Annotated in this window: 13 protein-coding genes; 8 read left to right on the top strand and 5 right to left on the bottom strand. The window is 73.4% G+C overall.

Annotated elements, in window-relative coordinates; translation table 11 throughout:
- Positions 1-127 precede the first annotated feature (127 nt).
- Positions 128-1,207 (top strand): adenosine deaminase, encoded by a 1,080-nt coding sequence (locus B446_RS04440; RefSeq protein WP_020938214.1) that lies wholly within the window; start codon positions 128-130, stop codon positions 1,205-1,207.
- Here B446_RS04440 and B446_RS04435 read toward each other — a convergent pair.
- Together B446_RS04435 and B446_RS04430 are read right to left on the bottom strand one after the other, a co-directional pair.
- Entirely contained in the window at positions 1,189-1,704 is a 516-nt protein-coding gene (locus B446_RS04435) for a mycothiol transferase (RefSeq protein WP_020938213.1), read from the bottom strand. The genes B446_RS04440 and B446_RS04435 overlap by 19 nt on opposite strands.
- A 56-nt stretch (positions 1,705-1,760) precedes the next feature.
- Positions 1,761-2,660, bottom strand: coding sequence for a LysR family transcriptional regulator (locus B446_RS04430; RefSeq protein ID WP_020938212.1), 900 nt, complete (start codon positions 2,658-2,660; stop codon positions 1,761-1,763).
- A gap of 111 nt (positions 2,661-2,771) precedes the next feature.
- Here B446_RS04430 and mgrA point away from each other — a divergent pair, with 111 nt between their 5' ends.
- On the top strand, positions 2,772-3,764 hold the full coding sequence (mgrA, locus tag B446_RS04425) for an L-glyceraldehyde 3-phosphate reductase (RefSeq protein WP_020938211.1): 993 nt from the start codon (positions 2,772-2,774) through the stop codon (positions 3,762-3,764).
- Between the two features lie 228 nt (positions 3,765-3,992).
- Here mgrA and B446_RS04420 read toward each other — a convergent pair whose 3' ends face one another.
- Positions 3,993-4,376, bottom strand: a complete 384-nt coding sequence (locus B446_RS04420; RefSeq protein ID WP_020938210.1) for a nuclear transport factor 2 family protein — start codon at positions 4,374-4,376, stop codon at positions 3,993-3,995.
- 313 nt (positions 4,377-4,689) lie between these two features.
- On the opposite strand from B446_RS04420, the gene B446_RS04415 reads away from it, so the two are divergent.
- The 4 genes from B446_RS04415 (at position 4,690) to B446_RS04400 (ending at position 9,173) form a co-directional block, all read left to right on the top strand.
- Complete coding sequence (locus B446_RS04415) at positions 4,690-5,100, top strand: hypothetical protein (protein WP_043477575.1); 411 nt, start codon at positions 4,690-4,692, stop codon at positions 5,098-5,100.
- A 79-nt stretch (positions 5,101-5,179) separates the two neighbouring features.
- On the top strand, positions 5,180-7,516 hold the full coding sequence (locus B446_RS04410) for an FHA domain-containing protein (protein WP_020938208.1): 2,337 nt from the start codon (positions 5,180-5,182) through the stop codon (positions 7,514-7,516).
- Between the two features lie 8 nt (positions 7,517-7,524).
- Positions 7,525-8,142, top strand: coding sequence for a hypothetical protein (locus tag B446_RS04405; RefSeq protein WP_020938207.1), 618 nt, complete (start codon positions 7,525-7,527; stop codon positions 8,140-8,142).
- Positions 8,139-9,173, top strand: a complete 1,035-nt coding sequence (locus B446_RS04400; RefSeq protein ID WP_020938206.1) for a serine/threonine-protein kinase — start codon at positions 8,139-8,141, stop codon at positions 9,171-9,173. The genes B446_RS04405 and B446_RS04400 overlap by 4 nt, the downstream gene beginning before the upstream one ends.
- Before the next feature lie 71 nt (positions 9,174-9,244).
- Here the strand turns inward: B446_RS04400 and B446_RS04395 are convergent, their stop codons facing one another.
- Entirely contained in the window at positions 9,245-10,525 is a 1,281-nt protein-coding gene (locus B446_RS04395; protein WP_020938205.1) for a streptophobe family protein, read from the bottom strand.
- Between the two features lie 408 nt (positions 10,526-10,933).
- Between B446_RS04395 and B446_RS04390 the strand changes: the two genes are divergently transcribed.
- Both B446_RS04390 and B446_RS04385 read left to right on the top strand, forming a co-directional pair.
- The gene (locus tag B446_RS04390; RefSeq protein ID WP_020938204.1) at positions 10,934-12,217 is read left to right on the top strand and encodes a DUF6777 domain-containing protein; all 1,284 of its coding nucleotides are present in this window, start codon (positions 10,934-10,936) and stop codon (positions 12,215-12,217) included.
- Positions 12,218-12,342: 125 nt separating this feature from the next.
- Positions 12,343-12,792 (top strand): ATP-binding protein, encoded by a 450-nt coding sequence (locus B446_RS04385; RefSeq protein WP_043474743.1) that lies wholly within the window; start codon positions 12,343-12,345, stop codon positions 12,790-12,792.
- 66 nt (positions 12,793-12,858) lie between these two features.
- Here the strand turns inward: B446_RS04385 and B446_RS04380 are convergent, their stop codons facing one another.
- Positions 12,859-13,746: an RNA polymerase sigma factor SigF gene (locus tag B446_RS04380; protein ID WP_043474740.1), complete on the bottom strand. Its 888-nt coding sequence runs from the start codon at positions 13,744-13,746 to the stop codon at positions 12,859-12,861.
- Positions 13,747-13,769 lie beyond the last annotated feature (23 nt).

Below are 13,769 nucleotides of genomic sequence, written 5' to 3'. Positions count from 1 at the left end.
CAGCACCACACCACTCCGGCACCGCAGCACTCCCGCACCACCGCACGCCGCTCCCGCGCCGCACTCCGCCCCCGGGACCCGCGCACCCCCTGCCCCTCGGAACCGCCCGCCCAAGGAAAGACGCACCATGAACGCTACGCGCGTAGACGCCGACCTCATCCGCCGCCTGCCCAAGGCCGTCCTGCACGACCACCTCGACGGTGGCCTGCGCCCCGCCACGGTGGTCGAGCTCGCCGCCGCGGTCGGCCACACGCTGCCGACCACGGACCCCGACGAGCTGGCCGCCTGGTACTACGAGGCCGCCAACTCCGGCGACCTGGTCCGCTACATAGCCACCTTCGAGCACACCCTCGCCGTGATGCAGAACCGCGAGGGCCTGCTGCGGGTCGCCGAGGAGTACGTCCTCGACCTGGCCGCGGACGGTGTCGTCTACGCCGAGGTGCGTTACGCCCCCGAGCTGAACACCCGGGGCGGGCTGTCGCCGAGCGAGGTCGTGGAGACCGTCCAGGAGGGCCTCGCCGCCGGCATGGCCAAGGCGGCCGCCGCCGGGACGCCCGTCCGCGTCGGCACCCTGCTCTGCGGCATGCGGATGTTCGACCGGGTCCGCGAGGCCGCCGACCTGGCCGTCGCCTACCGTGACGCCGGTGTCGTCGGCTTCGACATCGCCGGAGCCGAGGACGGCTTCCCGCCCGCCGACCACCTGGCCGCCTTCGAGCACCTGCGCCGCGAGAACGTGCCCTTCACCATCCACGCCGGCGAGGCGCACGGGCTGCCCAGCATCCACCAGGCCCTCCAGGTGTGCGGGGCCCAGCGCATCGGCCACGGCGTGCGCATCACCGAGGACATCCCGGACCTCGCGGCCGGCAAGCTCGGCCGGCTGGCCGGGTGGGTGCGCGACCGCCGCATCGCCCTGGAGATGTGCCCGACGTCCAACCTGCAGACGGGGTGCGCCACCTCGATCGCCGAGCACCCCATCACGGCGCTGAAGGACCTGGGCTTCCGGGTCACCCTCAACACCGACAACCGTCTGGTCTCCGGCACGACGATGACCCGGGAGATGTCCCTGCTGGTCGAGGAGGCGGGCTGGGGGATCGAGGACCTGCGCACGGTCACGGTGAACGCGCTCAAGAGCGCCTTCATCCCGTTCGACGAGCGCAACGCCCTCATCGAGGACGTGGTCCTGCCGGCCTACGCGGCCGCGCTCTGAAGCAGCCCCCGCAGGTAGGCGGCCTGTCCGACGTGCTGAAGGTCGTCGGACAGGACGCTCACCAGGCGCACCCCCAGGGTGACCGGCGGGTCCCAGCGTTCGTCGACGACCCGTTCGAGGTCCTTGGCGGCGAGGGCCCGCAGGGCGCCCAGGGTCTGCTCGTGCACCGCGTCGTAGTAGCCGGTCAGCAGGTCGGCGGAGTCGACCCGCACCTTCGCGACCTCGGCGGGGCTGTGCCCGTACCCGGTGTCGTCGCGTGGCAGGTCGAGGCCGAGACGTTCGTCCCAGCCCTGTGAGTGCCACACCTGGTCGAGGCCGAAGGCACCGGCGACGTGGTCGTCCTGCACCCGGGTGAGGTGCCAGACGAGCCAGGCGACGGAGTTGGCCTCGGGCACCGGGCGGGAGTGCAGCTCGTCCGGTCCGAGGCCGTCGAGGGCGGCATGGACTTCTTCCCGGATGCGGCCGAAGCCGTCGATGAGGATGTCCTTCGCATGCATGCGTCCACCATCGCGCATCGCGCGCGCCCGTGCGTCCGGAACCGGCGGGCCCGGGATCACGCGCAGGGGGCTTCCGGGTCCCCCGTCTCCAGGAGGGTGACCAGTGCGCGGGCCGCGGGGCTGGTGGCGCCGTCCGGCGGCAGCAGCGCCACCGTCTCGTACTCCGGCTCGCCCGCGTCCTTCAGCGGGAGCGCGGTGAGCGAGGGCCGCTTGTGCCGGAAGTGCCGGGGCACGACGGCGATGCCGAGGTTCTCGTCGACCAGGTCCAGCAGGCTGTGCACGTCGTTGACCTCCAGCGCGACCGTGCGCCGGACGCCCGCCGCGGCGAAGGCGGCGTCGGTGGCGCGGCGCGGTCCCCAGTCCGGGTGGAAGTCCACGAAGACCTCACCGGCGAGGCCGTCCGGCGTGAGCACCGCGCCCGACGCGGCGAGCCGGTGGCTGGGATGGCACAGGACGGTCGGCGGCTCACTGGCCAGCGACACCGAGCGCAGCTGGTCGCTGTCCGCCTGGGTGCGGTAGGCGAAGGCCAGGTCGAGCCGCCCGGCCGCCACCTCCTCGGCCAGCGCTCCCGAGCCCGCCTGTCGCAGCCGGATCTCCACGTCCGGATGCCGCCGCCGGAAACCCGCCAGCAGCCGCGCCACGTGCACCCCGGCGATGCACTGCTCGGTCCCCAGCGCCAGCGTGCCGCGCAGCACGCCCTGCACCGCCGCCACCGCCTCGTGCGCCGAACGCACCTGCGCCAGGATCCGTTCGGCCTCCACCAGCAGCGCGCGGCCCGCCTCGGTCAGCGTCACCCGCCGGGTGGTCCGTACGAACAGCGGAGCCCGCAGCTCCCGCTCCAGGGCCCGGATGGAGGCGGACAGCCCGGACTGGGACACCATGAGGCGCTCGGCGGCCCGGGTGAAGTGCTGGTCCTCGGCGACCGCGACGAAGTGCTGGAGATGGCGCAGTTCCATGATTGAGCAGCCTATCCGCACAATTCCATCGGATTCTTCTGTTGGACCGCTGTACGTGACCCGGGGAACAGTGGATCCGGTAGATCGTGTGCCAACCCCTCTGGAGTCGCGTTGTACACCGCACACCCCGACCGCTACGCCGACATGCCCTACCGGCGCACCGGACGCAGCGGCCTGAAGCTCCCCGCGCTGTCGCTCGGCCTGTGGCACAACTTCGGGCCCGACCGGCCCGTGGAGACCCAGCGCGCCATCCTGCGCCGTGCCTTCGACCTCGGCGTCACCCACTTCGACCTCGCCAACAACTACGGCCCGCCGCCCGGCGCCGCCGAGGCGGCGCTGGGTGAGGCCCTGAAGGCGGACTTCACGGCCCACCGAGACGAGCTGGTCGTCTCCACCAAGGCCGGCTACCTCATGTGGCCCGGCCCGTACGGCGAGTGGGGCTCGCGCAAGTACCTGCTGTCCTCGCTCGACCAGAGCCTCGCCCGGCTGGGCCTGGAGTACGTCGACGTCTTCTACTCGCACCGCCCCGACCCGGACACTCCGCTGGAGGAGACGATGGGCGCGCTGCACTCGGCGGTGCAGCAGGGCAAGGCGCTCTACGTGGGCGTCTCCAACTACTCGGCGGAGCAGACCCGGGAGGCCGCCCGCATCCTCGGCGAGCTCGGCACCCCGCTCCTCATCCACCAGCCGCGCTACTCGATGCTCGACCGGCGCCCCGAGGACGAGGGGCTGCTCGACGCCCTGGACGAGCTCCGGGTCGGCTCCATCGCCTACTCCCCGCTGGAGCAGGGCCTGCTCACCGGCCGCTACCTCGACGGCATCCCCGAGGACTCCCGCGCCGCGAGCGACAGCCCCTTCCTGAACTCGGACGCGGTGACCGAGGACCTGGTCGGCCGGCTGCGCGCCCTGAACGAGATCGCCGCGTCCCGCGGCCAGACGCTCGCCCAGCTCGCCCTGGCCTGGGTGCTGCGCGGCGGCCGGGTGACCTCCGCCCTGGTGGGCGCGAGCAGCCCGCGGCAGCTGGAGGACAGCGTCGGTGCGATCCGCAACCTGGACTTCGACGCGGAGGAACTCGCGCGGATCGACGAGATCGTCAAGATCTGAAACCCTCGGCCGCGGTCACCGGGCAATTCGGTGACCGCGGCCGGAAACACAGGGTGCAACCGCTTTTCTGGGGGTTTCCGGCGGCGCACCGGGAATTCACGGCCCGTTTTCCCGCCGGGCCTCCCGCTCCCTCGCGGTGATCCTTCGTCCCGTTCCCGGCGGGGGACCGGGAGGCCTTTCCCGTTCCGGATCACCGCGAGTGGCGAAGATCCGCCGCGGCCCCTGCGCTCAGGCCTGCGCGGGCACCCGGTCGAGGAAACCGAGAACCTGCCGGATGCGGCCCTCGCCGTCCAGGGTGATCACGTCGAACCCGGCCACCGGCGCCGAGCCGTCCACATCGTTCACCAGCTCCCAGCCGAACCGCGCGGTGTCGTGATGCCCGTCCACCGCGCCGCACAGGCGGAACGAGAATCCCGGGAACTGCTGGTGGGCCCCCGCGATCACGGCCGCGATCTGCTCGTGTCCGCGGACGTCGGCGAGCGGGTCGGTGTAGCTGCCGTCCGCGGTCCAGGCCGCGGCCACCGCCTTCGCCAGGGCCTGCGGCTCGCCGGCGTTCCAGGCCTCCAGGTAACGGGCGACGGCGCTGTCGTAGTCGTAGATGTTCCCGGTCATGGCGAATCAGCCTCCATCGAGGTCGTCACTGCTGGTCAGGAGCCGGATCCGGGGTCCCGCCGATCCGGTGTGACCACCATGCCCGAGCGGCGCGCCGCGGGTCGATTACCTCCCGGGTAATGACGGGGCCGCCGTATGCCCTGTGCATTTCGGCCAGAACGAGCGGTGAATATGCCAGGAGACTGGCCGGAAAGTCATGGTGACAGTGTTTCGGGAGAGACGATACTCGAACGTCAGAGGCACTTTACCGCGCAACAAACGCACGGAAAGCGAGGCCGGGCCGGCACACCAGCGAGGCTGCGGGGGAGTGATCGTGCACGACGAATTCCTGTGCCATGTCACGGCGTACGGCACATGCGGCGGACGGCGCGTCGGCGTACCGCTCGGCACCTACCGCGCGCCGACGCTGGCACTGGCCCTGTGGTGGTTACGGGACCGCGCGTCCTGGATCGCCGAGCGGCTCGATCCGAGCCCGCAGGACCCCGCCTTCCCGGCGGGCGCGCTCGTCCCGGTCGCGGACACGGTGGCCGACGTCCCCGCGCTGCTGCGCGCCTGGTGTGCCGACGACGCCGGACAGGAACGGGTGGCGGAGGAACTGGCGGGCGGACGTCTGGTACGGGTCGCCGCCAGCGACGACACCACCGAGTACGAGCTGCTCGCCGAGTCCGTCGACGCCCTGCGCATGCAGCGCACCCTCCCCGCCCTGGTGGTTCCCGTCGCCTGACACGTGCCATGAAGACCCCGGACGGCCGTCCTCCGGAGCGCGCGGGCGAACAACAGGCTGAATCGGTAGAATTCGGGCCATGGCGGAGCGACCGGTCGCCCCGACGGCGCTCGCCCTCGTCCTGGAGACCGACACGGGTTCCACGGTGCTGAGCCCCGGTCACGACTACCAGGTGGGGCGCGACCCGTTGAGCGACATCGTGTTCGACGATGCCCGCGTCTCGTGGCACCACGCGGTCCTGCACTGCGACCACGACCGCTGGACGCTCGAGGACGCCCGGAGCACCAACGGCACCTACGCCGACGGCCTGCGCGTCACCGCGTGGGAGGTCCGCCCCGGCAGCGTCATCCGCTTCGGCAACCCCGACGACGGCCCCCGGCTCGTCCCGGTCGCTCCGCAGGAGAGCGCGGAGCGGCCCTCGGCGGTCTCCCACCCCGAACTGACCGGGACCTTCCGCAGCCCGAGCAGCGTACGGCCGCTGCCCCGGCACACCGTCCGCATCGGCCGCGCCGACACCAACGACCTCGTCGTGGACGACCTGACCGTCTCCCGCCACCACGCCGAACTGCGCGCCGACGCCGACGGCGGCCGCGAGATCGTCGACCTCGGCAGCCACAACGGCACCTACCTCAACGGCCGTCCGGTCGACCGCGCCCCGGTCCGCCCCGGCGACATCATCGGCATCGGGCACATCACGTACTGCCTGGTCGGCGACGAACTGCGCGCGTACCTCGACACCGGCGAGGTCTCCCTGGACGTCCAGGACCTCACGGTCACCGCCGACCGCGGCAGCAGGACCCTGCTCGACCACGTCTCCTTCCCGGTGGGGGAGAAGTGCCTGCTCGCGGTGGTCGGCCCCAGCGGTTCCGGCAAGTCCACCCTGCTGAACGCCCTGACCGGGCAGCGGCCGGCCGACCACGGCACCGTCCTGTACGACGGCCGCGACCTGTACCACGACTACGCCGAGCTGCGCGGGCGCATCGGCCTCGTGCCGCAGGACGACCTCCTGCACCCCCAGCTCACCGTCCGTGCCGCCCTGACCTACGCGGCCGAACTGCGCTTCCCCGAGGACACGGCGAAGGCCGAACGCCGCGACCGGGTGGACGAGGTGATCCGGGAACTCGGCCTGGAGCAGCGCGCCGGACAACCCGTGCACAGCCTCTCCGGCGGACAGCGCAAGCGGGTCAGCGTCGCCCTGGAACTGCTCACCAAGCCGTCGCTGCTGTTCCTGGACGAGCCGACCTCCGGCCTCGACCCCGGCATGGACCGCTCGGTGATGCACATGCTGCGGGGCCTGGCCGACGACGGCCGTACCGTCGTCGTCGTCACGCACAGCGTGCTCAGCCTCGGCGTCTGCGACCGCCTCCTGGTCCTCGCGCCCGGCGGCCGGATCGCCTACTACGGCCACCCGGACGACGCCCTCGCCTTCTTCGGCTTCGAGCAGTGGCCCGAGGCCTTCGAGGCGTTCGACCGCGACCAGGACCGGGACTGGGCGGGGGAGTACCTCGACTCGCCGTTCCACCGGCACTACGTCACCGAGGCCACCACCCAGCCCCGCCACCCGGACTCGGCGCCGATCGCCCCCGCGCCACCGCCCCGCCCCCGCAGCCGGCACGCACAGCTGGCCACCCTCGTGCGCCGCTACACCGCCGTCCTCGCCGCCGACCGCACCTTCCTCGCCGTCATGATCGCCCTGCCCTTCCTGATGGGCGCCATGGACCGGGCGCTCGCCGGCGGCAGGCTCACCCAGGACACCGCGATGAACGCGCTCCTCATCCTGTGCGTCGGCGGCGTGCTCACGGGCGCGGCCAACGCGGTGCGCGAACTCGTCAAGGAACGCGCCGTCTACCGGCGCGAACGCGCCGTCGGCCTGCCCAGGGGCGCGTACCTGATGTCCAAGATCGTGGTGCTCGGCACGGTCACCGTGGTCCAGGCCGTCGTCCTCACCCAGGTCGCCCTGCTCGGCGTGGACCTCGACGCCCCCGGCGGCCACGGCGTGCTGCTGCCGCCGCTGGCCGAGATCACCCTGGCCGTCGCCCTGCTGTCCTTCACCGCCATGATGCTCGGCCTGCTGGTCTCCGCGCTGGTGCGCAAGGAGGAGGTGACGATGCCGCTGCTGGTGCTGCTCGCCATCGTCCAGGTCGTCTTCTGCGGCGCCCTGCTCCCGCTGCACGGCGTACCCGTGCTCCAGCAGCTGTCCTGGCTCGTGCCCTCGCGGTGGGCGTTCGGTGCCATGGCGAGCACGGTGGGACTCGCCCGCCTCGTGCCCGGCGAACTCACCGCCGACCCCCTGTTCCGGCACTCGACGGGGGTCTGGCTGCTCGACCTCGCCATGCTCCCGGTGCTCAGCGTGGTCTACGGCGTGCTGGTCGCCCGGCTGCTGCGCCGGCACGAACCCGCCGTGATGCGGAAGTAGGCGAGGCCATGTCGCGACAGAGGCAGCCGGGCACCGGATTCCGGCCCACCCACGTGGTCCCGCCGGACGGCATGCCCGCCTGGGAGACCCCGGACCCCGGCCGGCCCACGGTGCCCCTCGACGCGCTGCTGCCGGTCGAGCTCGTGGAACGGCTCGGGGACTGGGGCCACATCCGCTGCGCCAACGGCTGGGCCGCCTGGGTCGACGGCCGCCTGCTGGTCGCCGTGCCCCGGGACCCGCCCGCGGGCGACGGCCCGCCGGCCGGCACGGACGACCCGCGCCCGCTGCTGGCCCGCGCCGAACAGGCCCTGGCCGGCTACCGGTCCGCCCTGGAGGAACTGGCCGACGGCGCTCTGGACGGCCGGTCCTTCGAGGACCGGACGGAAGGACTGCGGATCGGGATCGTGGTCGACGGGGAGTCCGTGTGGGTGTACGACCACGAGGAGGGGCGCTGGATGTACGGCGAGGGGCGGCGGCTGGCCCCCTACGCCACCGACCGCCCGCCCGCGCACCGGGGCCCGGGGCACGCGGACACCGGAGCGGAGGGCGCCGGGCACGAGCGCGGCGGGCGCGAGGACGGCGGGCACGCGGCCACCCGGATGGCGGGCCCGAAGGGTGAGCTGTGACGGCGCGCCAGGCGGGCCTCTCCTTCGGCCGGCCCTCGGAGCTGATCGGCTGCCAGGTGGCGAGCTACCTGGTCGAGAGCGAGATCGGGCGCGGCGGCATGGCCGTCGTCTACCGCGCCCGCGACCTGCGCCTCGACCGCACGGTCGCGCTCAAGCTGCTGGCTCCCGAACTCGCCCGCAACGACACCTTCCGGCAGCGCTTCACCCACGAGTCCCGGGTGGCCGCGGCCATCGACCACCCGCACATCGTGCCCGTCTTCGAGGCCGGCGAGACGGACGGCGTGCTCTACATCGCCATGCGGTACGTGCCCGGCCGGGACCTGCGCCACCTCCTGGACGAGCGCGGGCCGCTGACGTTCGACGCGGCGGTGCGCATCGCCGCCCAGGTGGCCTCCGCGCTCGACGCGGCCCACGAGCACGGCCTGGTCCACCGGGACGTCAAGCCCGGCAACGTGCTGGTCGCCCGGGGCACCGACAGCGACCATCCCGAGCACGTCTACCTCACCGACTTCGGGCTGACCAAGAAGTCCCTGTCCCTGACCGGCTTCACCAGCGTGGGCCAGTTCGTCGGCACCCTCGACTACGTGGCACCGGAACAGATCTCCGGGCGCCCCGTCGACGGCCGCTGCGACGTCTACGGCCTCGCCTGCGTCGTCTACGAGACCCTGGCCGGCCGCCCGCCCTTCCGGCGCGAGGACGACATGGCCCTGCTGTGGGCCCACCAGTACGACGAACCGCCCCCGCTCACCGGCGCTCGCCCCGACGTCGCCCGGACCGTCGACGCCGTGTTCGCGAAGGCCCTGGCGAAGAGCCCGGACACGCGCCACGACACCTGCCTGGACTTCATCGCCGCCCTGCGCGCCGCCCCGGCCGCCGAACCGGCTGACGTGACGGCCGGTGAACCGGCTGACGTGACGGCCGGTGAACCGGGCGGCGGTCACCCGGTCACGGAGGCCGGCCGCACGGCGCCGCTCCGGCCCCGGCAGCCGCCCCTCTGGGCCCGGCCCGTCTTCCGCCAGGGCTCCCGGTAGGCGCTCCCGCCAGGCCGCGCCGGCCGGGGTCATGCCGCGGGTTCCGCACCGGCCCGTCCCCGGCTCCCGGGTCAGGGCCCCGGTTCCGGTGCCCCGATCCGGCCCCGCCGGTGCAGCGGCCGGGCCGGCAGCGCGCCCAGGAAGCCGGCCGCCAGCCCCCACAGCGCGCCGAGCCCCACCGCCTGCCACAGCCGGGGCTTGAGGAACACCTCCCCGGACAGCCCGCCGCCCAGGTCGCCGATGCCGAGCAGGGACAGGCCGTAGTGCGCCGACATGCGGCACAGCAGGCAGACCATGAGCACGGTGAGGGCCAGCGCGACGGCCAGCCGCACGGCGTGCCGCCAGGGGGAAAGGCGGACCGGCGACCGCACCGCCATCAGGAAGGCGACCGCCAGGAGCAGCACCACGTCGGCGACCAGCAGCCACCACATCCGGCCGTCGTACGCGGTGAGCGTGCGCAGGTTCAGCGTCCCGGTGCCGGGGGTGCGCAGGATCTCGTCCAGCACGTGCGGCACCGGGAGGCCGAACGGTCCGTCCACCCGGCCGTGCCAGGTGGCGCCCAGGCCCAGGGTGAGGGCGAGCCAGGCCAGGTTGGGCAGGCCGAGCAGGATGACCGCGAAGGTGTCTGCGGCGTGCCCGCGGACCGCCGCCGACACCAGCGCGACGACCAGGGCGAGGGCGACGTACGCGAGCAGCAGGACGACCATGGCGTGCGCGGGCGGCCGTACCGACGCGTGGCAGCGCAGCAGCCGCCCCGGGAGTGGCGCGCCGGACGCGACCAGCAGGGCCAGGACCAGCACCCCGGCGAGCCACAGCAGTCCGAACAGGACGGTCAGCGGCACGTTCGTGGTGAAGCCGACCGTAGGAGCCGCGTCGAACAGGCCGGTGAGGTCGTTGAGCGTCCCGTTGCCCAGGTCCACGGCGAAGGTCTGCCGGGCGGCGAACGCGAGACCGATCAGCGCGAGCAGCCACAGCACCGCGAGCCGGGCCGCCCAGCCCGCCAGTTCGCCGGCCGACGCGACGGCGCGGTGCCGCAGCGGCCGCAGGAAGCCCGCGCCGATCACCAGGGCACCGGCCAGCGTCACCGACAGGGGCATGACCGTCAGACCGGCCCGGGTCCGCGCCAGCGCGCCCGCGTCGCCGGAGAGCTTGAGTGTGCCGCCCACGGCGGTGACCACCGTGGCCGTCACCACCCGGGCGAACGCCCCGTCCGGCAGGTCCGCGGCCCCCGCCGCCCACAGCCCCAGCGCGGCGGTCACCAGCATCACGACCAGTCCGGCCAGCACCGTGGCGAGGGCCCGCACCCAGCCGTGACGGGCGGCGGGCCGCGCGGGGACGGGGGGAGCGCTCACCTTTGCCACGCTAAGCAGGACCCGGCCGCCCCGCCCGCCGGGTGGCCCGTCCGCGTCGGCTTGCGGGGCCCCTGGGACCCGAGCACACAATGGGCTCGAAGCGCCGCGAACAGAATAAACGGGACTTTTCTTGAAGTAAGCCGCGCATCGCGACGGGAAGAAGGCCTCGTGAGCGTCGACCCTCCGTCCTCCGGCCGTCCGACCGGGCCTCCCTCGGGCCCTCTGTCGGGACCCTCCCAGCCGCCCGCCGGACCTCCCGCGCCACCGCCGGGCGGCGGCTCCGGATCCGGTTCCCGGGGTGGGCGCGGACGTGGGTCCGGAAGCGGGTCCGGAGCCGGTTCAGGCCCGGGGGAGCCGCACCCGCCGTGGTGGCGGAACACCCCGCGGATCGCTGCCGTCACCGCCGTCGTGGTCGCCGCGGCCGTCGTCGCGGTGGTCCTCACCCGTCCCGGCGGCGGCTCCTCGGCCAAGGGCGGCGAGGTCTTCCTGCAGTCCGCGAACCAGACCGGTCCCGACCCCTTCACGGACTCGACCGCCACCGGCGGCACCGCCCCGCCGAGGACCCCCTCCGGTGCGCCCACCGTCCCGGGCACCTCCACCTCCCGGGGCGCCGCCACCGCCTCGGGCACGGCGTCCGCACCGGCCAACGAGGTGCGCGCCGTCCAGGGCGGCGCCCCCGGCCTCTACAGCGGTACCCGGAACCGTCCGAGCTGCGACGTCGAGAAGCAGATCAGGGCACTGCAGGCCGACCCGGCGAAGAACCGCGCGTACGCCTCACAGGTCGGCGTCCGGCCCGGCGCCGTCCCCGCCTACCTGCGCTCGCTGACCCCCGTGACGCTCCGCGCCGACACCCGGGTGACCAACCACGGCTACCGGGGCGGCGGCGCCACCAGCTACCAGGCCGTTCTCCAGGCCGGCACCGCCGTACTGGTCGACGCGCACGGCGTGCCCCGCTCGCGCTGCGTCTGCGGGAACCCGCTGACGCCGCCGGTCGCCCAGCGCGCGCCGCGGCCGACGGGTGACCGCTGGGCGTCCTACCGGCCCTCGAACGTCATCGTGGTGACCCCGGCGCCCAAGGTCGTCAACGTCTTCGTGATCTACGACCCCCACCGCGACGACTGGTTCCACCGCCGCCGCGGCGACGACACCGCCCGCTACGACCGGCACACCGAGCCGCCGAGGGACACCCGCCCCTGGAACCGGCCCGTCTCCTGCCTGTCCAGCCCCGGCACGACGGGCGCACCGGGCGCCTCCGTGGGGCCCTGCCCGCCGACCCCCACGGCGACGACCGGCCCCTCGAAGGCGTCCACGTCGCCGAACCCGTCGTCCTCGCCGTCGCCGCCGGCCTCCTCCGGCTCGGCCCCGCCCGGTTCGAGCGGGAAGCCGCCGTCCGGATCGTCGTCCGCATCGCCGTCCGGGTCGTCCTCCAAGTCGTCGTCCGGGTCCCCCTCGAAGTCGCCGTCCTCGGAGTCGCCGTCGACGACCGGATCCGGCTCCTCCGAGGCGCCGTCGTCCCCGTCCCAGGCCCCCACCTCCCCGGCCCCGTTCTCGCAGGGCAGCACCTCCGGCTCCTCGGCCGTGACCTCCTCGTCACCGCAGAGCCCGGCCGGCCCGGGAACCTCCGCGCAGGGCGGCTGGTCGGACACCGGGAGCGCGCCCGGACAGCCTCCGGCCGGCACTCCCGCGACCTGAGAAACGGCCCGGCGGGTCCCGTGCGCGGTGGGCGAACACACTGGGGGGACTGCCGTGGCCGCCTGTGGGTACGAGGATGGGTGCGACAGCGATCGGCCGAACCGGGATTCCCGAGAGAGACAGGCATGACCGAACACCTGGGCGGGGCAGTGATACCGACTGGTTTCGACGTACCCGTGGAGCCGCTCCGACGCGCGGCGCACTACACCGGCGAACCCGGATGCATCGCCGAGGCACGTGGTTTCGCCGCCCAGTTCCTCGAGCAGCTGAGGACCGAGTGGTGCGCGGACATCGACAGCCGGACCGACGGCGAACTGCTCCTCGTCGTGAGCGAACTCGTCACCAACGCCGACCAGCACAGCAACGGCCCCTACATCCTGGAGCTCGAGGGAACCGACACCGCCGTCGAGGTGGCCGTGTACGACAGCAACGCGGCCCTGCCCCGCCGGTTCCCCAGGAATCCCGAGCGTGTGGGCCGCCACGGCCTGGAGATCGTGCACGCGGTCGCCTCGCAGGTGACCGTGCAGCGCGTCCCCGTCGGCAAACGCGTGTGCGCGCGGGTGGATCTCAAGTAGACCCGGAGGGCAGTGGCCCCGGCGGGCCCCGGCGCACCGCGCGCCGGGGCCCGCCGTTCCGTTCGGTCAGGCGCAGCCGAGTTCGCCCAGCATCCCCTGGCGCAGCCGCGCGATGATGCGCTTGATCAGGCGGGACACGTGCATCTGGGAGCAGCCGAGGCGTTCCCCGATCTCCGCCTGGGTCGCCTCCTCCACGAACCGCATGTGGATGATCTGCCGGTCACGGTCGCTGAGCTCGGCCATCAGGGGGGCCAGTGCGTGGAAGTCCTCGACGAGCCTGAGGCCCTCCTCCTCCACCCCGATGAAGTCCGCGAGCACGGCCTCGCCGTCCTCGGGGCCGTCACCGGTGAGCGCGGCGTCCAGGGAGGAGGAGTTGTACCCGTTCGAGGCGAGCTGGCCCTCGACCACCTCCTCCTCGGAGAGGTTCATGAGCGTGGCCAGCTCGGCGACGGTCGGGTCCCGGTCGAGCCGGCTGGACAGCTCCTCGCGGGCCTTGGCCAGCTCCACGCGCAGCTCCTGCAGCCGGCGCGGCACGTGCACGGCCCAGGTGGTGTCACGGAAGAACCGCTTGATCTCGCCCACGATGTACGGCAGCGCGAAGGAGGTGAACTCGACCTCGCGCGCCAGCTCGAACCGGTCGATCGCCTTGATCAGGCCGATCATGCCGGTCTGGACGACGTCCTCCATGTCGTCGCCGCGGCCCCGGAACCGGCCGGCCGCGAAGCGGACGAGCGACATGTTCATCTCGATGAGGGTGTTGCGCGCGTACTGGTACTCGAGCGTGCCCTCTTCCAGCTCGGTCAGTCGGCGGAAGAACTGGCGGGACAGCTCCCGCGCGTCACGCGGCGCGACGGAGGCCGGGTCCTCGATACCGGGCAGCGCCGCCTCACCCGTCCTGGCGTGCCCGGTCTCTTCGACGAACCCTGCTTCCGACCGGATCACGGCGGTTTTCATTGCCTCTCCCACGAAAGTCACGG

Origin of the sequence: Streptomyces collinus Tu 365, assembly GCF_000444875.1 — a bacterium.
Classification (GTDB): domain Bacteria; phylum Actinomycetota; class Actinomycetes; order Streptomycetales; family Streptomycetaceae; genus Streptomyces; species Streptomyces collinus_A.
The sequence above is the reverse complement of the archived record's forward strand: the minus strand, read 5'-3'. Positions and strand labels throughout refer to the sequence as shown.